This window comes from Halomonas sp. I1 (assembly GCF_032334135.1).
Lineage (GTDB): Bacteria > Pseudomonadota > Gammaproteobacteria > Pseudomonadales > Halomonadaceae > Halomonas.
This window is the reverse complement of the sequence record NZ_JAVXUS010000019.1, coordinates 40,518-61,459: the sequence shown is the minus strand read 5'-3', so window position 1 is coordinate 61,459 and position 20,942 is coordinate 40,518. Positions and strand designations below refer to the sequence as shown.

Sequence of the window (20,942 nt, the reverse complement as noted above, 5' to 3'; positions counted from 1 at the left end):
GTAGTTCCAGAACAACAATGGCCGACCCTGGGTCGGCGCGAAATGTGGAGCACGCCATGAACGAACACGCCAACCCGGCCATTCTCAATGGCCCCGACCTGGAAGGTACCGGCGACTACGCCTCGGTGCTGGATGTCTTTCATGCCAGCGTCGAGCGCTTCGCCGACAACAGTGCCTTCAGCTGCATGGGCCAGACCCTCAGCTACGGCGAGCTGAACCGCCTTTCCGGCGATTTCGCCGCCTGGTTGCAGCACGAGACGAGCCTGGAGCCCGGCGACCGTATTGCCATTCAGCTCCCCAATACCCTGCAATTTCCCGTGGCGGTGTTCGGCGCCCTGCGAGCCGGATTGGTGGTGGTCAACACCAACCCCCTGTACACCGAACGGGAGATGGCTCACCAGTTCAAGGACTCGGGGGCCCGGGCTATCGTCATCCTGGCCAACATGGCCGACAAGCTGGAGCGGGTCCTGGAGCGTACGGATATCGAGCACCTGGTGGTGACCGAGCTCGGCGATCTGCACGGGTTTCCCAAGCGCCAGTTGATCAATAGTGTCGTCAAGTACGTCAAGAAGATGGTGCCGGCCTATGGTCTGCCACAGGCTGTGCCCTTGCGGCGTGCGCTGCGACTCGGCGCCGGCCTGGAACACCGCGAGGCGAGCCGTGGTGCCGATGATATCGCAGCCCTGCAGTACACTGGCGGGACCACGGGGCTGGCCAAGGGCACCATGCTGACGCATGGCAACCTGGTAGCCAACATGCTTCAGGCTCGTCAGGCTATCGGCAAGGGGCTGCATGAGGGGGGCGAGACCATCATCGCGCCCTTGCCCGTCTATCATATCTACACCTTCACGGTGAACTGCCTGTTCATGCTGGAAACAGGCAACCATTCGGTGCTGATCACTAATCCCCGTGATCTGGAGGCTTTCGTCAAGGAGCTGAAGTCTCTCGACTTCTCCGGCTTCATCGGCCTCAATACCCTGTTCAATGCCCTGTGCAACCGTGAGGACTTTCGTGCCCTGGACTTTTCGTCGCTGCGACTGACCATCTCCGGCGGCATGGCATTGACCAAGGCGGCAGCCAGGCGCTGGGAGGAAGTGACCGGTTGTGCCGTCGCGGAGGGGTATGGCCTGACCGAGACCTCGCCCATCGTCAGCTTCAATCCGGTCGATGCCATTCAGCTCGGGACCATCGGCAAGCCGGTGGCCGGCACCTCGGTGAAGGTAGTGGACCTGGAGGGCCAGGGCCTGCCTCTCGGCGAGGCCGGCGAACTGTGCGTTCACGGTCCCCAGGTCATGAAGGGGTACTGGAACCGCGACGAGGAGACCGCCAAGGTGATCGATGCCGACGGCTGGTTCCACACCGGTGATATTGCCGTGCTGCAGGACGATGGCTATATCCGCATTGTCGATCGCAAGAAGGACATGATCCTGGTGTCCGGTTTCAATGTGTACCCCAACGAGATCGAGGATGTGGTGGCCATGCACCCCGGTGTGGTGGAGTCGGCTGCCGTGGGCGTGCCGGACGAGGACAGCGGCGAGGCGATCAAGCTGTTCGTGGTGGCCAAGGACCCGCAGCTCGATGCCGACACCCTGCGCAGCTGGTGCAAGCAGGAACTCGCTGCTTACAAGGTGCCGCGTCAGGTCGTGTTCCGCGACGAGCTGCCGAAGACCAACGTCGGCAAGGTGCTGCGCCGTCAGTTGCGTGACGAGGATGGCGAAAGCCCGTGACCACTGGGTGGGTGCCTGGCCTCGGGGAGGATCCATCGACAAGCCTGCGAGGAGGCGCCGTGAATACCTCCCTCGTCAGAGTCAACGGAGACAGTTCCGGGGCTGGGACTGGCCGGCTCGATTAGGCGGTGTACCCGACGGGACGTTACAATCCCGCCAACGATCACCGGAGTCATCGAGCCATCGTGAGTAGCATTTCCCAGTCCGACCAAACCGCCGACACACCCCGAAACGACATCGAACCCCTGAAGGCTCTCGAGAGTGAGCTCGATGGCGTCCAGCTGCGAGATGCCCGGCGCCTGGGCAAACGTCTCGCCGGTTTGACCAGGCGCGCCCGACAAGGCAAGCCCGTGGATCGCGGGCTGGCCGAGGTACGCCACGAGATCGAGCGGTCGCGAGGCAAGGTCGAGGCGCGCGCCGCGCGCCCGGTGCATCTGGCATATCCCGAAGCGTTGCCGGTTTCCGAGCGGCGCGAGGATATCCTCGAGGCCCTGCGTGACCACCAGGTCGTGGTGGTGGCCGGCGAGACGGGCTCGGGCAAGACCACGCAGTTGCCCAAGCTGTGCCTGGAGCTCGGCCTCGGCCGGCGAGGGCTCATCGGCCACACCCAGCCGAGGCGCCTGGCGGCGCGTTCCGTGGCGACCCGTCTGGCCGAGGAAATGCAGGTGCCGCTGGGCGAACAGGTCGGCTATCAGGTGCGTTTCACCGATCAGACGGCGGAGGCCACCCGGGTCAAGCTGATGACCGATGGCATCCTGCTGGCCGAGACGCGCCATGATCCGGATCTCTCCCGCTATGAGGCGATCATCATTGATGAGGCGCACGAACGCAGCCTCAATATCGATTTCCTGCTCGGCTATCTCAAGCGACTGTTGTCGCGCCGCCCGGATCTCAAGGTGATCATCACGTCGGCGACCATCGATGTCGAACGTTTCGCGGCACATTTCGCCATCGAAGATACCGACGGAAAGGCTCGACCGGCACCGGTGGTGGAAGTCTCCGGACGCGCCCACCCAGTGGAGGTACGCTATCGTCCGCTGATTCGCGACGAAGATGATGAGGAAGACCGAACCCTCCAGGAAGGCATCCTGCACGCGGTGGAGGAGATCGAGGCCATCGAGCGCGAGAAGCGCTGGTTTCATGGTCCTCGGGACATCCTGGTGTTCCTGCCCGGCGAGCGCGAGATTCGCGAGACGGCGGATACCCTGCGGCGCGCCGACCTGCGGGACACCGAGATCCTGCCGCTTTATGCGCGGCTTTCCAACGCCGAGCAGAACCGTGTCTTCGCCTCCCACAAGGGGCGTCGCATCGTACTGTCGACCAATGTCGCCGAGACCTCGCTCACCGTGCCGGGCATCCGCTACGTGATCGACCCGGGCCTGGTGCGCATCAGCCGCTACAGCTATCGCGCCAAGATCCAGCGCTTGCCCGTGGAGCCGATCAGCCAGGCCAGCGCCAACCAGCGCAAGGGCCGCTGTGGGCGAATCGCCGAGGGCGTGTGCATCCGCCTCTATGATGAAGACGATTTCCTGGGGCGTCCGGAATTCACCGATCCGGAGATCCGGCGCACCAACCTGGCGTCGGTGATCCTCTCGATGCTGTCACTCAAGCTCGGCGATATCTCGGCCTTTCCCTTCGTCGATCCGCCGGATTCGCGTTTCGTCACCGATGGCTTTCGCTTGTTGTTCGAGCTCGGGGCGGTGGACGACGGGCAACGCCTCACGCCCATGGGCAAGCGCCTGGCACGCTTGCCCATCGACCCCCGCCTGGCGCGCATGCTGCTGGCCGGCGCCGAGCAGGGTGGCCTGCGCGAGGTACTGATCGTGGTCTCGGCGCTGGCGACCCAGGATCCCCGGGAGCGACCGGCCGACAAGCGCGAGGCTGCCGATCAGGCGCATCGGCGCTGGCAGGATCCAGAGTCCGATTTCATGGCCCTGCTCAACCTCTGGAATGGTTTCGAGGCCGCCCGTGACGCGCTTACCGGTAATCGCCTGCGTCGCTGGTGCCGCGACCATTACCTGAACTATCTGCGCCTGCGCGAATGGCACGATACGTTCCGCCAGCTGCGTCAGCTGTTGCGCGACATGGATATCGAAGTGCCGCCGAAACCGGCTCGGCCGGCTGCCGATCCCGATGACAAGGCCGATGATGACGCGGCTCGGCAAGCACGCCGGGAGAGTGCCGCACAGCTTCACAAGGCCTTGTTGCCGGGTCTGTTGTCGCACCTGGGGCAGTTTCTCGAGAATCGCGAGTACCTGGGCGCGCGCAATCGCAAGTTCATGATCCATCCCGGCTCGGGCCTGGCGAAAAAGACGCCCAAGTGGCTGATGGCCTTCGAGCTGGTCGAGACTTCACGGTTGTTCGCACGTACCGTGGCGCGCATCGATCCGCAATGGATCGAGCCTGCGGCCGAGCATCTGGTCAAGCGCAGCTACAGCGAACCGCACTGGGAGATGAAGCGTGCCCAGGTGGTCGCCTTCGAGCAGGTGACCCTGTTCGGCCTGCCGATCGTCGCCCGCCGCCGTGTTCATTACGGTCCCATCGCACCACAGGAGTCCCGGGAACTGTTCATTCGTCGGGCACTGGTCGAAGGCGAGTTCAAGACACGGGGTGAGTTCTTTGCCCATAACCGCGCCTTGATCGAGGAAGTCGAGGATCTCGAGGACCGCGCCCGCAAGCGCGACATCCTGGTCGATGAAGAAGCGCTGTTCGACTTCTACGATGCCCGGATTCCCGCGGACGTCGTCAACGGCAAGGGGTTCGAGGCATGGCGCAAGAAAGTCGAGCGCGATGATCCCGATATCCTCAAGTTCGATCGTCAGGCGCTGTTCGCGCGTCAGGCCGAGGAAGTCACCGAGGCGGATTACCCCGATGAACTCTTGCTGGGAGGCGTGCGCTACCCGCTGGCCTATCACTTCGCGCCCGGAGCACAGGACGATGGTGTGACACTGACGGTACCGGCGGCCATGTTGCCGCAGTTGCCCGCCGGGCGTCTGGAATGGCTGGTGCCGGGGTTGCTGCGCGAGAAATGCATCAGCCTGCTCAAGTCATTGCCCAAGTCCATACGCCGCCAGGTGGTACCGATCCCGGACTGGGTGGACGCCGCCCTGCAGGCCATGACGCCGGATGATACGCCGCTCACCGAAGCACTGGGGGAGTTCCTGCGGCGCAAGACCGGTGCGCGCCCGCATCCCGACGACTGGCGACTCGATCAGCTCGAACCCCATTTGATCATGAACCTGCGGGTGGTGGATCACGAAGGCCGAGAGCTCGGGCAGGGACGCGATGTCCGCGAGCTCGAGCGACGCTTCGAGGAAGCGGCCGGGCAAGGTGCCCAGGCGCTGGCCGAGCAGACCAGCGAAGGGCGAACGCTCGACACCCTGCCGGAGACGGCACTGCCCGAATCCCGAGTCACCACCCAGGCGGGCATTCGCGTCGAGGCCTTCCCGGCAGTGGTCCCTCGAGGCGATGCCCTGGACATCGAGCTCTTCGATCATCCCGACAAGGCCCGGGAGGCGCATCGACGGGGCGTGGTAAGAGCCGCCATGACGCGCCTGCCCGATCAGGCCAGGGCCATCGAGCGCCTAGGCGGCATGAAGCCCTGTGCCCTGCTGTTTACCAAGGTCGGCAGCAAACGACAGCTCAGCGACGATGTCGTGGCAGCGGCCTTTCGTCAGGTCGCGGCGGTGGACCCGTTGCCACGCTCGGCCGACGAGCTCGAGCAGCGCCTTTCGGCATGCCGTGCGGATCTGGTGCCCAGGGCCGAGTCGCTGCTGGCCACCCTGGAAAAGGCGCTCGAGGGACACCTGTCGGTGACCAAGGCGTTGAAGGGCAATCTGAACCTGTCCCTGGCCCTGGTATACAGTGATCTCAAGGCCCAGATGCAGCGCCTGGTGTATCCCGGTTTTGTCAGTGAGGCGGGGGAATGGCTGGAGGAGTATCCTCGCTACATGGAAGCCGCCCGTATTCGCCTGGAAAAGGCACCGAGGGAGCGCATGCGGGACCAGATGCACATGCAGGAGATACAGGATTTCGAAGCACGCCTGGCCACGCGGCGCGAGAGCGAACGCCGCGGCGAGGTGGAGGACCCGGCACTGGTTGAGTTCGGCTGGTGGATCGAGGAGTTGCGGGTTTCGTTGTTTGCCCAGCAACTGGGTACCAGAATGCCGGTATCGGCCAAGCGTCTGGAGCGTCGCTGGGCCGAGCTGACAGGACGGGCCTGAATCAGGCACAGGAGGCTATCGGCGCCGCTGGAGGATGGCGGTGGGCCCGAGGAGACAGGATGAAACACGTGGTGATTACCGGCACGGGGCTCTTCACGCCACCGAATGCCATCGACAATGCTGCCCTGGTGAAGAGCTTCAATGCCTGGGTGGAATCCGAGAATACCCGCCAGGCAGAGGCCATCGCCGCGGGCGATCAAGAGCCGCTTCAGCCGTCCAGTGAAGCCTTCATCGTCAAGGCATCGGGCATTCACAGCCGCTATGTACTGGATGCCGAGGGCATTCTGGACCCCGAGCGGATGCGGCCACGGCTGCCGGCGCGTGACGACGAAGCGCTTTCTCTCCAGGGAGAAATGGGCGTTGCCGCCGCCAGCGAAGCCCTGGAAGCGGCCGGCGTGACGGCCGCCGATATCGATCTGGTGATCGTGGCCTGTTCCAATCTGGAGCGTGCTTATCCGGCCGTGGCCGTGGAACTGCAGGCGGCACTGGGCGCCGGTGGTCATGCCTATGACATGAATGTCGCCTGTTCGTCCGCGACTTTCGCCATCGACGCTGCGACCAATGCCATTCGCGCCGGCTCGGCCAGTCGCGTACTGGTGGTCAGCCCCGAGGTATGTTCGGCGCATCTCAATTTCCGCGACCGGGACAGCCACTTCATCTTCGGTGATGCCTGCACGGCCATCGTACTGGAAGACGGTGCCGTGGCCACGGCCGAATCCCGCTTCGAGGTGCTCGGCACGCGCCTGGTGACGCGTTTTTCCAATGCCATTCGCAATAATGCCGGGTTCCTCAACCGTGTCACCGACAGTGATCCCCTGGCTGCCGACAAGCTGTTCATCCAGGAAGGGCGCCGGGTGTTCAAGGAGGTCTGTCCTCTGGTTGCCGGCTTGATCGATGAGCACCTGGAAAGCCTCTCGCTGAGCAGCGACGACCTGTCGCGTCTGTGGTTGCATCAGGCCAACCGCCATATGAACGACCTGATCGCCCGGCGCGTGCTGGGTCGGGACCCCTCACCGGAAGAGGCGCCGGTCATTCTCGACCGCTATGCCAATACCAGCTCCGCCGGGTCGATCATTGCCTTTCACCTGCATCGCGCCGACCTGGCGCCGGGCGCCCTGGGGGTGGTGTGTTCCTTCGGCGCGGGCTACAGTGCCGGCAATGTCGTGGTGCGTCGCCGCTGATGGCCAGGAATAGACATGATCATGATGTGCAGGGAGATCGCTGAGTCAATGAATCGACCATCCACGCAATTTGCTCCGCGCCTCGGGCGTGCCTTGCTGACCGGACTGGCCATCGTCGCGCTTTCCGGTTGCGCGACTACCTCGGGCAGCACTGAAGCGCATCCCGATGATCCCTGGGAGGGCTTCAATCGTGGCGTCTTTGCCTTCAATGACACCCTCGATCGTTATGCCCTGAAGCCGGTGGCCCAGGGGTATCGCTTCGTGACGCCGGATCCGGTGGAAACCGGCGTGGGGAACTTCTTCTCGAATCTCGGCGAGATTCGTACCACGCTCAACAGTCTGCTTCAGGGCAAGGCGGACAATGCCGGTGCCTCAACGGGACGTTTCCTGATCAACTCCACCGTGGGCGTGCTCGGATTTTTCGATGTGGCTTCGCACATGGACTTGATGGCCAGGGAAGAGGATTTCGGGCAGACGCTGGCCGTCTGGGGGGTCGACGCCGGGCCCTACCTGGTACTGCCCCTGCTGGGGCCGAGCACGGTGCGTGATACCGGCGGCCTGCCGGTGGACATGTATACCTATCCGGTGACCTATGTCGAGGATGATGCGGTGCGCTACTCGTTGACCGGGTTGCGGCTCGTCGATACCCGGGCAGGGCTGCTCGACCAGGAAGACCTGATTCGCGGTGATCGCTACAGCTTCATCCGCGACAGCTGGCTGCAGCGCCGACGCTTCGAAGTCAGTGACGGAGAGCTGGGGGAGGATCCCTTCGCCAGCGACGATTTCGATCTGGAAGGCACCGACTTCGACGATGCCTTCGCCGAGTGAGGCGATAACGGGATGCCGAGCGACAACCAGTTGATCGGCGTGGTCGACACGCCGGGCGAGCAGCGCGATGCCCTGGCCGAAGCCATCGCCAAGGACGGCCTGGCGGTGTTTGCGGTGGAGAGTGTCGAGCAGTTGCCCGACGAAACCGCGCTGGTAGTGGCCCACTCGCGTGCGGTGCCGCCGGCGTCATGGCCCGAACTGTGCCGACGGTTGCCGACACTGGTGGTCAGCGATGATCGTCAGGATGACGAGTTGATCTCGGCGGTGGATGCCGGCCTGGTGGATTATGTCATCGACCCGCTGCGGCATGGTCACTTGCTGAGGCGGATGATTCGTCGGGTCATCGAGATCAACCGGCTGGCCGGCGAGCGGGAGCAGGACCGTCGACGCCTGGCCGAGCTCAACGAGCATCTCGAGACCCACCTGGCCATGTTGCGGCTCGACCAGCAGGCCGGGGGGCAGATCCAGCGCAAGTTGTTGCCTCCACGTCCGCAACGTTCCGGCAGTGTCAGCTGCGACTACTGGCTCGCTCCCTCCCTGTATCTTTCCGGGGATTTTCTGGACTTCCAGCACTACGACGATCGCTACACCTTGTTCTATTTCGCCGATGTATCGGGGCATGGCGCTTCGTCGGCCTTCGTGACCGTGCTGCTCAAGTATCTGTTCAATCGCTGGCAGGGCGAGTGGGATGGTCGTGACCCTCAGGATCTCGGTCCTCGCTGGCTGGCGGCGCTCAATCGCGAGCTGCTTGATACCGGTATCGGCAAGCATGCGACCCTGTTCGTGGGGGTGATTGACCGAGAGCGCCGCTATCTGCACTATTCGCTGGGCGCTCAGCTTCCCATGCCCGTGCTGGTCGCCGGCGACGATGTCTCGCCGTTGGCCGGGGAAGGCATGCCGGTAGGGCTCTTTCCCGATGTCGAATATCCCCGCCTGGGGTGTCCATTGCCCGAACGCTTCAAGCTTTGGCTGTGCTCCGATGGCATTCTGGAGTGCCTGCCCGGTGAGACGCTCAACGACAGATTGGGGGAACTCGAGCGCCGTGCGCTGGTCAGCCGCACGCTGGCGGGGCTCAAGGAAGGTCTTGCGTTGGGCAAGATGGCGGAGGAGGATGGAGATATCGCCGCGGATGCGCCCGGACATGACGAGCTGCCCGACGACCTGACGATCATGATGTTGAGCGGATTTGGCGATGATGATGCATGAAGGCCGCCTGAAGGCGGCGTTCGATTCCGGTGTCTTCGTGCTCAAGCTGTGTGGCGATGTGCGCCTGACGCTGTGCGCGACACTCGATCAACAGGCCCAGCAGTTGGCCGATACGCCGGGACTCGAGACGGTGATGGTCGACCTGCGCGAGGCGACCAATGTGGATTCCACCGCGCTTGGCTTTCTGGCCAAGGTCGCCATGGCCTTGCGTGGGCGGCTCGAGCAGGCGCCCACTATCGTCGTCGACAACCCTGATGTGAGGCGCATGCTGGATGTCATGGGCTTTGCCAGTTACTACACCCTGGTCGAGTCGCCCATCACCGAGCCCCATGAGTTGCGTGACCTGAACGAAGTCCCCGCCGATGAGACGGACACGCGCGAACGCGTGCTCGAAGCGCACCGTATCCTGATGCGCATGAACGAGCACAATCGAGAACAGTTCCAGCCCCTGGTGGAGATGCTGGAGGCCCAGGGCGCCGCCACCGGGCATCACTGACGTGCCCCGAGACGCCCAGGGCAGGTGTCCGTGCAGGGCTATCGCCGCCGTCAAGCGTTGTCGCTCGGGCTGTCCCCGGCGCTCCTTGCCAGATCCAACGGCGATAGCCCTCAGGTGTCATGCCGCCGTCAGGACTGACGGAGGTCTCGGAGAAGGGCTTCCAGCTTGCGCTGATCGCCCATGAACTTGCGGATGCCTTCGGACAGTTTTTCGGTGGCCATGGCGTCCTCGTTCAATGCCCAGCGGAATTCGGCCTCGTCCTGAGGCTCGGGCGCCTGTGACTCGGCATCCAGTGGCGTCAGTTGGCGTTCCAGCGGCGCGCGGGTCTCGGCCAGTTCGCCCAGCAGGGCGGGCGAGATCGTCAGTCGATCACAGCCGGCCAGTGCCAGGATTTCGCCGCTGTTGCGGAAGCTGGCCCCCATCACCACGGTCTCGTAACCGTGACCTTTGAAGTGCTCGTAGATGCGTTTGACCGACTGCACGCCCGGGTCACGCTCGCCGCTGAAGTCGGCATCGGGCTCTTTCGCCTTGTGCCAGTCGAGGATGCGACCGACGAAGGGCGAGACCAGGGTGACACCGGCATCGGCACAGGCGCGGGCCTGGTCGACGCTGAACATCAGCGTCAGGTTGCAGTGGATGCCCTCGCGTTCCAGCACCTGGGCGGCGCGAATGCCCTCCCAGGTGGAAGCGAGTTTGATCAGGATGCGCGACGGGTCCACGCCATGGCGCTGGTAGCGCTCGATCAGCGAACGGGCCCGGGTCAACGAGGCATCGGTGTCGAAGGACAGTCGCGCGCTGACCTCGGTGGAAACGTAGCCGGGCACCAGCTCGCTGATCTCGCTGCCGATTTCCACCGCCACGGCATCCAGGGCGTCGTCGATATCGGTGGCACCACGGGCGATCTCCGCCAACCGCGCGCGGCGATCCGGCTGCTGGGCGGCCTGCAGGATCAGCGAGGGGTTGGTGGTGGCATCAGTGGGCTGAAAGCGGCGAATCGTTTCCAGGTCGCCGGTATCGGCCACGACGGTGGTCATGGTCTTGAGTTGTGAAAGCAGGTCATCTGCCATGGGGCACCCCTTGTGTGGATCGCTCGAACTGACCTTTACTCTAACAAGGCCGAATGAGCGAATATACCGGGCGACCGTCATGGCGAGCATCGGCGCGGCCGGCAGGGAGGTCGAATTGACGTTATCATGGCGGACTTGTCACGGAAGATTGCGGAGGCTCCTTGATCCTCGATGCTAGACGCACCGCCTTGCTGGTCGCGGCCAATACCGCCCTGGCCCCCTTCGCCATCGATGCCTATCTGCCGGCGATGCCGGCGCTGGCCGAGGCGGTGGGAGCGAGTATTCACCACACCGAGCTGTCGATCAGTGTTTTCCTGGCGGGTTTCGCCCTCGGGCAACTGACCGGTGGCCCCATGTCCGACCGTCTGGGGCGACGCCCGGTGCTGTTGACGGGGCTGGTGGTGTTCCTGCTGGCTAGCCTGATGATCACCCAGGCCGATTCGCTCGTCGATCTGCTCGGCCTTCGTTTCGTCCAGGCGCTTGGCGGCGGTGCTTGCGTGGTCAACTCCGCGGCCATCGTGCGCGATTGCTTCAGCGGACGAGAGGCCGCCAAGGTCATGTCGACCATGGCGATGATCATGATGCTGGCGCCCCTGGCGGCACCGGCGGTGGGCAGCGGCCTGCTGTATCTGGCCGACTGGTGGCTGATCTTCGTCTTCCTGGCGGCCTATGCCGCCTTTCTGCTGTGGCTGATGGGAACGCGCCTGCCGGAGACCCGGGCGCCGGATACGCCCAGCGCTTCGCCGCGCCAGGTGTTGCGCAACTATGCCAGTGTACTGCGCCATCGCGAGGCCATGGGATATGTGCTGTCGGTGGCCTCGACCTTTGCCGGCATGTTCGCCTTCGTGACGGCCTCCCCGTTTCTCTACATGACCCATTACGGATTGTCGCCGGCGATCTATCCGCTGGTCTTCGGCGCCAATGTGGTGGTGATGGCCGGCTCGAATCGGCTCAATATCCGGCTGCTGCGCCGACGCACCCCACAACAGAACATGCGGCTGGGCATGGGGGTGCAGTTGGCCGTGGCACTGTGCCTGATCCTGCTGGTGGCCACCGGTCTCGATTCTCCCTTCAGCGTGGTGCCCCTGATCATGCTGTTCATGGGCATGGTGGGGTTGATCACCCCCAACGCCATTTCCTCGACCCTTGAACACTTCAGCCACATGAGTGCCACGGCCACGGCGTTACTGGGCAGTATTCAGTTCACCTGCGGCGCCCTTGCCGGCGTGGTCGTGAGTGCTTTCGAGATCGACAGTGCCTGGCCGATGGTGCTGACCATGCTGTTTGTCTCCCTGGCCGGCAACCTGGCGCTGCGCGTGCTGGCCGGCCACGCCGGCCGGTCGGAGCCGGTGTGCCAGGAGGAGTGAAGGGGAAGCCGCAGGATTTTTCGTAACGACCGAGCACCTGTCATGAAGCTGTCATTTTCGTGGGGCATCTTGTGTCTCGCGCAGGATGAATACTTCCATGAACAGGAGCTCTACTCCATGAACCGCATCCTCAATAGCCGCACTTTCAAGACCACCGTCATTGCTGCCGCCGTTGGCGTGGCCGGTGTCGCCCAGGCCCAAGAGCAAGAGCAACTGCGTATCGTGGGCTCCAGCACCGTCTATCCGTTCGCCAGCTATGTGGTCGAAGAGTTCGGTGCTACCACCGAATACGCGACGCCGGTCATCGAGTCCACCGGTTCCGGCGGCGGTCTGCGCCTGTTCTGCAATGGTGTGGGCAATGACACGCCGGACATCACCAATGCCTCGCGTCGCATGAAGCCGTCCGAGTTCGAGCGCTGCCAGGAAAATGGGGTGACGGACATCACCGAAGCCATGGTCGGCTATGACGGTATCGCCTTCGCTCAGTCCAGCGAGAACGATGCCATGTCGGTGACCCGTGAGCAGCTCTTCCTGGCCCTGGCCGCGCAGGTGCCGGTCGACGGCGAGCTGGTCGACAACCCGTACCAGCAATGGAGCGATATCGACGACTCCCTGCCGGATCGCGAGATCGCCGTCTATGGTCCGCCGACCACCTCCGGTACCCGTGACGCCTTCGAGGAACTGGTCATGGAAGCCGCTTCCGAGGACATGGAAGCCTATGGCGAGGCCTATACCGATATCCGTTCCGATGGTGCCTACATCGATTCCGGCGAGAACGACAACCTGATCGTGCAGCGTCTCTCCGAGAACACCGATGCCTTCGGCATCTTCGGCTACTCCTTCCTGGAAGAGAACGCCGATACGCTGGTCGGTTCCAGCATCGATGGCGTCGAGCCCACTCCGGAAGCGATCGGCAGCGGCGAATACCCGGTGTCTCGCTCGCTGTTCTTCTACACCAAGAACCAGCATGCCGAAGACGTTCCGGCGATGATGGAGTATGCCAACCTGTTCATGAGCGAGAAGATGATCGGCGACATGGGATATCTGAAGGGTATCGGCCTGATCCCCGCTCCGGAAGATCTGCGTGAAGAGCAGCGCAATGCCATCAAGAACCAGGAGCCGCTGGAACTGGCTGACCTGAAGTAAGTCGACCGGGGCTTGCCTTGAACCGGCCGACAGCCAGGGCTGTCGGCCGGCTCACGTTAAGACGGATGATCCGTCGATGAACTCCTTCGAGAGAATCCTATGCAGACCAATCAAATCTTCGCCATCTTCTGCGGCACTCTCTTGGTGCTGGGTCTGATAGCCTTCTTCCTGGGACGGTCCAAGGCCTCCAGGGTGCGTGCGGCAGGTACCTCCATGCACGCTCAGCCCGACCAGTATGGCTGGTTCACCGTTCTATCCACGGCGGGGCCCGCGGTGCTGGTAGGCGCCGTCGGTGCCTTCGTGATGCTGCTGCTGGGCGGAGACATTCCGACCTTCTATCTGCTGGCCGGCAGCCTGACCGTTGCCTGCGTCGGGCTGATGGCCGGTATCTATCTGGTCAAACCCAATTTCCATGCCCGCAAGGCCATCGAAGCCGTGGTGCGCTTTCTGCTGGCCGGCGCGGCGATGGTGTCGATCTTCACTACCTTCGGCATCCTGATTTCGATCATCGGGGAAGCGATCCGCTTCTTCCAGATGCAAAGTTTCTGGGATTTCATCACCGGAACGACCTGGAACCCCGGTGCCAGTTTCCTGGAAGCCGCGGGGCGCGGTGATGAAGCGTCCAGTGCGGCCCAGTTCGGCTCGGTGCCGCTGTTCGCCGGGACCTTCATGATCACCCTGATCGCGATGCTGGTGGCCATTCCGGTGGGCCTGCTGTCGGCGATCTACATGGCCGAGTTTGCCCCCGAGAAAGTGCGCACCGTGGCCAAGCCGGTTCTCGAAGTGCTGGCCGGCATCCCGACGGTGGTCTATGGCTTTTTCGCCGCCATCACCGTGGCGCCCATCGTCGTGGCGGTCGCGGCCTTCTTCGGTATCGAGGCTTCCTTCAGCAATGCCATGGCACCCGGTATCGTCATGGGCATCATGATCATTCCTTTCATCTCCTCGCTGTCCGACGATGTCATCAGTTCGGTGCCCGGCAGCATGCGCGAGGGGGCCATGGCGCTCGGCATGACCCGGAGCGAAATGATCCGTGACGTTGTGGTTCCCGCGGCCATGCCCGGCATCATCTCCGCGTCGTTGCTGGCCGTCTCGCGAGCGTTGGGCGAGACCATGATCGTGGTGATGGCTGCCGGCATGCGCCCCAACCTGACCGCCAACCCCTTCGAGGACATGACCACGGTCACGGTCCGGATCGTCTCGGCACTGACAGGCGATCTGGAGTTCGGTAGTGCCGAAACCCTGTCGGCCTTTGCCCTGGGGCTGGTGCTGTTCGCGGTAACCCTTTCCCTGAATTTCGTCTCGGTGATCATGATCCGCCGGTTCCGCGAAAAGTACCGCATCAACAACCTCTAAGCCGGGAGTCGTGACCGATGAACCAATCTTTCGATGAGATCAGTGCCCAGCTCAAGAGCCGTCACCGCAAGTCGGCACGCTTGAGATGGATGTCCATGGGCGCCCTGGGGCTGGCCGGCATGTTTCTGGTCCTGTTCTTCGCCGACATGCTGGTCAAGGGGCTGCCGGCCTTTCAGCAGGCGCAGATTCAAGTGGAAGTCGATTACAGCGAGCAGGCCAGCCAGATTCCGCTGGCGGCGCTCAGTGAGGAAATGCGTCCACTGGTCAGTCGTGGCTACCTGCGCCTGATACCTCAACGCATGGAGGGCAACCCGGATCTGCAGGGTACGACGCGCACCGAGTGGGTGCTGGCCGACAGTGCAGTGGACCAGTATCTCAAGGGCCATCACACCAATCTCGGGGCCGACGAGCAATCGACGGTGGATCGCCTCGCATCCCAGGGACGTGCCGAACTCAAGTTCAACACGACCTTCTTCAGCAAGGGCGACTCCAAGATGGCTGAGTTCGCCGGCATTGCTTCGGCGGCGTTCGGTACGGTGATGACATTGCTGGTGACGCTGGCGGTGGCCTTTCCCATCGGCGTGATGACCGCGGTCTATCTGGAAGAGTTTGCGCCGGACAATCGCTTTACCCGACTGATCGAGATCAATATCAATAATCTGGCGGCGATTCCGTCGATTCTGTTCGGTCTGCTCGGCTTGGCCATCTTTATCGGCTTCTTCGGCGTACCGCGTTCGTCACCCCTGGTGGGTGGCTTGACGTTGGCACTGATGACCCTGCCGGTGATCATCATCTCGACACGTTCGGCGTTGCGCAGCGTGCCGGATGCCATTCGTCATGCGGCATTCGGGGTGGGATGTTCGCGCTGGCAGATGGTCAGGGACCATGTGCTGCCGGTGGCCTTTCCGGGGATCATGACGGGCTCGATCATCGGGCTGGCCCAGGCAATGGGCGAGACGGCGCCGCTGATCATCGTCGGCATGGTGGCCTTCATCCCGGATATCACGGGCTCCTTCACCGAGGCCGCCACCGTACTGCCGGCACAGATCTTTACCTGGGCCGGCGAACCGGAGCGGGCCTTCATCGAGAAGACATCCGGCGGCATTCTGGTATTGCTGGCGGTGTTGATCTTCATGAATGCGACTGCCGTGGTGCTGCGCAAGAAATTCGAACGTCGCTGGTAATCCCGCGGCCTAATATAGGTAATGCAATGATGAATATACAAGTTGCCCAGCGGAGTACGATATCCATGACCGGTCATACCGCCGGAGAGCCGGTGACAAGAAACGAGGACGCCAACCATGAGCTGAGCATCCGTGTGCGCGATCTCAATCTCTGGTACGGCAAGAACCAGGCTCTCAGTGATATCGACATCGATATCTATCAGAAGAATATCACGGCGCTGATCGGCCCTTCGGGTTGCGGCAAGTCGACCTTCCTGCGTTGCCTCAATCGCATGAACGACCTGATTCCCAGCGTGCGCATCCAGGGGCTGGTCGAGATGGATGGCCGTGACGTCAACGACGCCAAGATGGATGAGGTGGCGCTGCGTCGTCGGGTCGGCATGGTCTTCCAGAAACCCAATCCCTTTCCCAAGTCGATCTATGAAAACGTCGCCTATGCGCCGCGCATGCACGACCTGGTGAGCCGCAAGGCCGACTCCGATGAGCTGGTCGAGCGAGCCCTGCGCGATGCCGGACTCTGGGAAGAGGTCAAGGACAAGCTGCAGGAACCCGGTACGTCGCTGTCCGGAGGGCAGCAGCAGCGCCTGTGTATCGCTCGGGCCATCGCCGTGCGTCCCGATGTCATCCTGATGGACGAGCCGACATCGGCCCTGGATCCGATTTCCACGGCGACCATCGAGGATCTGATGGACAAGCTGAAGAAGCAGTTCACCATCATCACGGTGACCCACAACATGCAGCAGGCTGCCCGAGTGGCCGACTACACGGCCTTCTTTCACCTGGGCGAGATCGTCGAGTACAACGATACCAAGACGATGTTCGCCAATCCGGCCACCAAGAAGGCCGAGGACTACATCACTGGCCGTTACGGCTAAGGAGACGCTGAATAAGTCGCCGAGCATAGTAAAGCGCAAGGCGCATGGAGCACAGAAAACGAGACATAACGGGTTGTTAGGCGAGTTTTCGAGCACCACGCAACGACGCGATTTGCATGCACAGGCATTTATTCAGTGTCTCCCTAAGTTGCAGGGTCGAAGAGGGAACCGCAACGGGGAGGCGCAATATCGTCTCCCCGTTGTCGTGTTCGAGCGTCATGACGTTGACATCTGGAGAGGGTATATATGGAATTCCATATATCCATACAGCCTGACGGGAGAGCATCATGACGCGGCGCATCGGGATCAACGGCTTCGGGCGCATCGGTCGCCTGACCCTGCGGAGTCTCTGGGCAAGGGTCGAAGCCGGCGACATCGAGATTGCGAGGATCAACGACCCGGGCGGTGACGTTGCCACCTTCGCCCATCTACTGGAATTCGATTCGGTGCATGGCCACTGGGCGCCGGGGCAGGGCATACAGGCCGAGGATGATGTCCTGGTGGTCGATGGTCGACGTATCGCCTTCAGCGGAGCGCGCGGCTATGGCGACAGCGACTGGTCGCGGTGCGAGGTGGTGATCGAAGCCTCGGGCACTGCCAAGAAAAGCGAGCAATTGGCGCCGTATGTCGAGCAGGGCGTGTCGCGGGTGGTCGTGAGCGCGCCGCTCAAGGATGACGAGGTGCTCAATGTGGTGATGGGCGTCAACGATGATCGGTATGATGCGGATGCCCATCGCATTGTCACGGCGGCCAGCTGCACTACCAACTGCCTGGCGCCGGTGGTCAAGGTGATTCAGGACGTCTTCGGTATCCGTCATGGTTCGATGACCACGGTGCACGATATCACCAATACCCAGACCATCCTCGATGCCCCTCACAAGGATCTTCGTCGGGCGCGTGCCTGCGGCATGAGCCTGATTCCCACCACGACCGGTTCGGCCAAGGCGATCACCGCGATCTTCCCGGAGCTGACCGGCAAGCTGAATGGCCATGCCGTGCGCGTGCCGCTGGCCAATGCCTCGCTCACCGACATGGTCTTCGAACTCGAGCGCGAGGTGACAGTGGAGGAGGTCAATACCGCCCTGCAGCGGGCGGCGGAAGGTGAACTGGCCGGTATCCTCGGTTACGAGGAGCGTCCGCTGGTGTCCATCGACTATCGCACCGATCCGCGCAGTTCGATCATCGACGCGCCCTCCACCATGGTGGTGAATGGCACTCAACTCAAGCTCTACGCCTGGTATGACAACGAATGGGGTTATGCCAACCGTACGGCCGATTTGGCGCTGAAGGTGTGCCGTGGCTGAATCGCTTGCTGTGCGTCTCAGGGCACTGCCCTTCGAGATTCGACAATACCTGCTGATCACCGGTAATTACTGGGCCTTCACCCTGACCGACGGCGCCCTGCGCATGCTGGTGGTTCTGCATTTCCACCAGTTGGGCTATACCCCGTTGGAGGTGGCCCTGCTGTTCCTCTTCTACGAGGCCTTCGGCGTGGTCACCAACCTGGTGGGGGGCTGGCTAGGGGCGCGTCTCGGGCTCAACCGGACCATGAACCTCGGGCTCGGCCTGCAGATCGTGGCCCTGGCCATGTTGATGGTGCCGTCCGCCGCCTTGGCCGTGCCCTGGGTGATGGCGGCGCAGGCGCTTTCGGGGATCGCCAAGGACCTCAACAAGATGAGCGCCAAGAGCGCGGTCAAGGTGCTGGTGCCCAAGGACAGTGCCGGTGCCGGCAGTGCTCTCTATCGATGGGTGGCGATCCTCACGGGGTCCAAGAACGCGCTCAAGGGTGTCGGGTTTTTCCTGGGTGGGGCCTTGCTCACCTTGCTCGGCTTTCGCGGCGCCATCATCGCCATGGCGGTGATGCTGGTCGCCGTTCTGGGGCTGTCGCTGGTCAGGCTCAAGGCCGACCTGGGCCGCGGCAAGCGCAAGCCGAAGTTCACCGAGGTGTTGTCCAAGTCACGCGCCATCAATGTGCTGTCGGCGGCCAGATTCTGTCTGTTTGCCGCGCGCGATGTGTGGTTCGTGGTGGCGTTGCCGGTGTTCCTGTATGACCAGCACGGCTGGAGTCACTGGACGGTGGGTGGCCTGCTGGCGATCTGGGTGATCGGCTATGGTGGCGTCCAGACCCAGGCGCCGCGCCTGACCGGGCTGGTGAAGGGTGGGCCGCGAACCGTCACGGCATTCTGGGCCTCGATGCTGGCCGGTTTGCCGGCATTGCTGGCCTTGCTGCCGCTGTCCGAGGTGGGCTGGCTGGTGGCGGGCCTGCTGGCTTTCGGCGTGCCCTTCGCCATCAATTCCAGCTGGCACAGTTACCTGATCGTCCACTTCGCGCGCGCCGATGGCGTCTCCATGGACGTGGGCTTCTACTACATGGCCAACGCCATGGGTCGGCTCGTGGGAACCATGTTGTCGGGCTGGCTGTACCAGGTGCATGGCCTTTCTGCCTGCCTGTGGGTGTCGGCGGCGCTGGTGGCGGCCAGCGCCCTGATGGCCCTGGCACTGCCGGGCCGTCAGCAGACGACGTGATATCGGGCGGGCGAACGGTGGCGTCGCATACGAGCATTCACGGAGACCACGATCTTGAACCATCTGGAACCGCTACGCGTCTTCAAGTGCCTGGCCGACGAGACCCGCCTGATGCTGACGCTGCTCATCCAGCGTGAAGGCAACCTGTGCGTCTGTGAGTTGACGCATGCCCTGGAAACGTCGCAGCCCAAAGTCTCGCGCCACCTGGCGCAGCTGCGTCAGTGTGGGCTGTTGTCGGATCGGCGTGACGGTCAGTGGGTCTACTATGGCATTGCCCTCGATCTTCCCGGTTGGGCATCGGATATCCTGGCGGCCGGGGCGGAAGGCGAGGCCGCACGCCTCGAAGCGCTCCAGGCGCGTCTCGACCGTATGGGGGATCGCCCCGCACGTCGTGCCGCCTTGTGCTGATGGCTGGTGCCGGCCATGTTTTCCAGGGTGGCCGGCACATCATGGCGCCAGGAGGCCGACTCGGCGTCGCCGGAACGTTCAGTCGATCAATTCCACGGCCACGGCGGTAGCCTCACCGCCGCCGATGCACAGGCTGGCGATGCCGCGCTTGCCGCCTCGGGTGCGCAGGGCGTGGATCAGGGTGGCGATGATCCGCGACCCGGTGGAGCCGACGGGGTGACCCTGGGCACAGGCGCCGCCGAAGACATTGACCTTGTCATGGGGCAGGTCCAGGTCGTCCATGGCCATCAGGGTGACCACGGCGAAGGCCTCGTTGATCTCGAACAGGTCCACATCGTCGACGCCCCAGCCGAGCTTGTGCATCAAGGTGTCGATGGCCCCCACCGGGGCGATGGTGAACTCGCTCGGATGGCGCGAGTGGGTGCTGTGACCCAGCAGGCGGGCGATGGGGCGGGCGCCGACGCGATGGGCGGCGGCGCCGCTGGCGAGGATCAGCGCCGAGGCGCCGTCGGAGATCGAGCTCGAGTTGGCGGCGGTGATGGTGCCGTCCCTGCTGAAGGCCGGGCGCAGTTCGCGAATCTTGTCGAGCCGGGCCTGGAAGGGCTGCTCGTCGTGCTCGACCCGGGTCTCGCCCTTGCGATCCTTGACCGTGACGGGCGCCATCTCGGCATCGAGATGACCGGCATTGGTCGCCTCCATGGCGCGTTCCAGCGAGGCGATGGCGAAGTCATCGAGGCGCTCGCGGGAATAGCCACGTTCGCTGGCGATCTGCTGGGCGAAGCCGCCCATCAGTTGGCCGGTCTCGGCGTCCTCCAGGCCATCGAAAAACATGTGGTCCTTCAGCTCGCCATGTCCCAGGCGGTAACCGGTGCGTGCCCGGGTCAACAGGTGAGGGGCGTTGGACATGGATTCCATGCCGCCGGCGAGCAGGATCTCGCCGCTGCCGGCACGGATCAGGTCATGGGCCAGCATGGAAGCCTTCATGCCGGAACCGCACAACTTGTTGATGGTGGTGGCCCCGATGGTGTCCGGAATGCTGGCCTGACGCATGGCTTGCCGTGCCGGCCCTTGCTTGACCCCGGCGGGCAGCACGCAGCCCATGATGCCTTCGTCGATGGCCGAGGCGTCGATGCCGGCGCGCTCGATGGCCGCCCGGATTGCCGTGGCGGCGAGCTCCGGCGCGGTGAGGGACGAGAGGCTGCCGAGCATGCCCCCCATGGGCGTCCGGGTCGCGGAGAGAAATACGATGTCGTCGGCATGGCTCATGAGGTATCTCCCGATCATTGATCATTGTGGTTGTGAAGGCGCGTTGGTCAGGTGCGTTGACCCGTCGGCGGGGCTATGGTCTTCTC

16 protein-coding genes are annotated in these 20,942 nt (G+C 63.3%); 14 read left to right on the top strand and 2 right to left on the bottom strand.

Features of this window, described 5'->3' with window-relative positions; all coding sequences use genetic code 11:
- The first annotated feature begins 56 nt into the window (after positions 1 to 56).
- From RSO41_RS16115 to RSO41_RS16090, 6 genes are all read left to right on the top strand, one after another.
- The gene (locus tag RSO41_RS16115) at positions 57 to 1,727 is read left to right on the top strand and encodes an AMP-binding protein (RefSeq protein ID WP_315620232.1); all 1,671 of its coding nucleotides are present in this window, start codon (positions 57 to 59) and stop codon (positions 1,725 to 1,727) included.
- Between the two features lie 185 nt (positions 1,728 to 1,912).
- Positions 1,913 to 5,950 (top strand): ATP-dependent RNA helicase HrpA, encoded by a 4,038-nt coding sequence (hrpA, locus tag RSO41_RS16110; RefSeq protein WP_315620231.1) that lies wholly within the window; start codon positions 1,913 to 1,915, stop codon positions 5,948 to 5,950.
- Positions 5,951 to 6,009: 59 nt separating this feature from the next.
- On the top strand, positions 6,010 to 7,131 hold the full coding sequence (locus tag RSO41_RS16105) for a beta-ketoacyl-ACP synthase III (protein ID WP_315620230.1): 1,122 nt from the start codon (positions 6,010 to 6,012) through the stop codon (positions 7,129 to 7,131).
- A gap of 48 nt (positions 7,132 to 7,179) precedes the next feature.
- Positions 7,180 to 7,959: a VacJ family lipoprotein gene (locus tag RSO41_RS16100; protein ID WP_315620229.1), complete on the top strand. Its 780-nt coding sequence runs from the start codon at positions 7,180 to 7,182 to the stop codon at positions 7,957 to 7,959.
- 12 nt (positions 7,960 to 7,971) lie between these two features.
- Positions 7,972 to 9,165, top strand: coding sequence for a PP2C family protein-serine/threonine phosphatase (locus tag RSO41_RS16095; RefSeq protein WP_315620228.1), 1,194 nt, complete (start codon positions 7,972 to 7,974; stop codon positions 9,163 to 9,165).
- Complete coding sequence (locus RSO41_RS16090) at positions 9,152 to 9,661, top strand: STAS domain-containing protein (RefSeq protein WP_315620227.1); 510 nt, start codon at positions 9,152 to 9,154, stop codon at positions 9,659 to 9,661. Before RSO41_RS16095 ends, RSO41_RS16090 begins: the two co-directional genes overlap by 14 nt.
- 128 nt (positions 9,662 to 9,789) lie before the next feature.
- Here RSO41_RS16090 and tal read toward each other — a convergent pair whose 3' ends face one another.
- A complete protein-coding gene (gene tal, locus RSO41_RS16085) occupies positions 9,790 to 10,728 on the bottom strand; it encodes a transaldolase (RefSeq protein ID WP_315620226.1) in 939 nt (312 codons plus the stop codon).
- 161 nt (positions 10,729 to 10,889) lie between these two features.
- On the opposite strand from tal, the gene RSO41_RS16080 reads away from it, so the two are divergent.
- The 8 genes from RSO41_RS16080 to RSO41_RS16045 all read left to right on the top strand — a co-directional run bounded on the left by RSO41_RS16080 (position 10,890) and on the right by RSO41_RS16045 (position 19,590).
- On the top strand, positions 10,890 to 12,095 hold the full coding sequence (locus RSO41_RS16080) for a multidrug effflux MFS transporter (RefSeq protein ID WP_315620225.1): 1,206 nt from the start codon (positions 10,890 to 10,892) through the stop codon (positions 12,093 to 12,095).
- A 117-nt stretch (positions 12,096 to 12,212) separates the two neighbouring features.
- The gene (locus RSO41_RS16075; protein WP_315620224.1) at positions 12,213 to 13,241 is read left to right on the top strand and encodes a PstS family phosphate ABC transporter substrate-binding protein; all 1,029 of its coding nucleotides are present in this window, start codon (positions 12,213 to 12,215) and stop codon (positions 13,239 to 13,241) included.
- A 99-nt stretch (positions 13,242 to 13,340) separates the two neighbouring features.
- The gene (pstC, locus tag RSO41_RS16070; RefSeq protein WP_315620223.1) at positions 13,341 to 14,597 is read left to right on the top strand and encodes a phosphate ABC transporter permease subunit PstC; all 1,257 of its coding nucleotides are present in this window, start codon (positions 13,341 to 13,343) and stop codon (positions 14,595 to 14,597) included.
- 17 nt (positions 14,598 to 14,614) lie between these two features.
- Positions 14,615 to 15,781, top strand: coding sequence for a phosphate ABC transporter permease PstA (pstA, locus tag RSO41_RS16065; protein ID WP_315620221.1), 1,167 nt, complete (start codon positions 14,615 to 14,617; stop codon positions 15,779 to 15,781).
- Positions 15,782 to 15,846: 65 nt separating this feature from the next.
- On the top strand, positions 15,847 to 16,656 hold the full coding sequence (pstB, locus tag RSO41_RS16060; protein ID WP_410000348.1) for a phosphate ABC transporter ATP-binding protein PstB: 810 nt from the start codon (positions 15,847 to 15,849) through the stop codon (positions 16,654 to 16,656).
- A gap of 287 nt (positions 16,657 to 16,943) precedes the next feature.
- Entirely contained in the window at positions 16,944 to 17,960 is a 1,017-nt protein-coding gene (locus RSO41_RS16055) for an ArsJ-associated glyceraldehyde-3-phosphate dehydrogenase (protein WP_315620219.1), read from the top strand.
- The gene (arsJ, locus tag RSO41_RS16050) at positions 17,953 to 19,182 is read left to right on the top strand and encodes an organoarsenical effux MFS transporter ArsJ (RefSeq protein WP_315620218.1); all 1,230 of its coding nucleotides are present in this window, start codon (positions 17,953 to 17,955) and stop codon (positions 19,180 to 19,182) included. Before RSO41_RS16055 ends, arsJ begins: the two co-directional genes overlap by 8 nt.
- Positions 19,183 to 19,293: 111 nt before the next feature.
- Positions 19,294 to 19,590 (top strand): metalloregulator ArsR/SmtB family transcription factor, encoded by a 297-nt coding sequence (locus RSO41_RS16045; RefSeq protein WP_410000349.1) that lies wholly within the window; start codon positions 19,294 to 19,296, stop codon positions 19,588 to 19,590.
- 78 nt (positions 19,591 to 19,668) lie between these two features.
- Here the strand turns inward: RSO41_RS16045 and RSO41_RS16040 are convergent, their stop codons facing one another.
- A complete protein-coding gene (locus RSO41_RS16040) occupies positions 19,669 to 20,856 on the bottom strand; it encodes an acetyl-CoA C-acyltransferase (RefSeq protein WP_315620217.1) in 1,188 nt (395 codons plus the stop codon).
- Between the last annotated feature and the right edge of the window lie 86 nt (positions 20,857 to 20,942).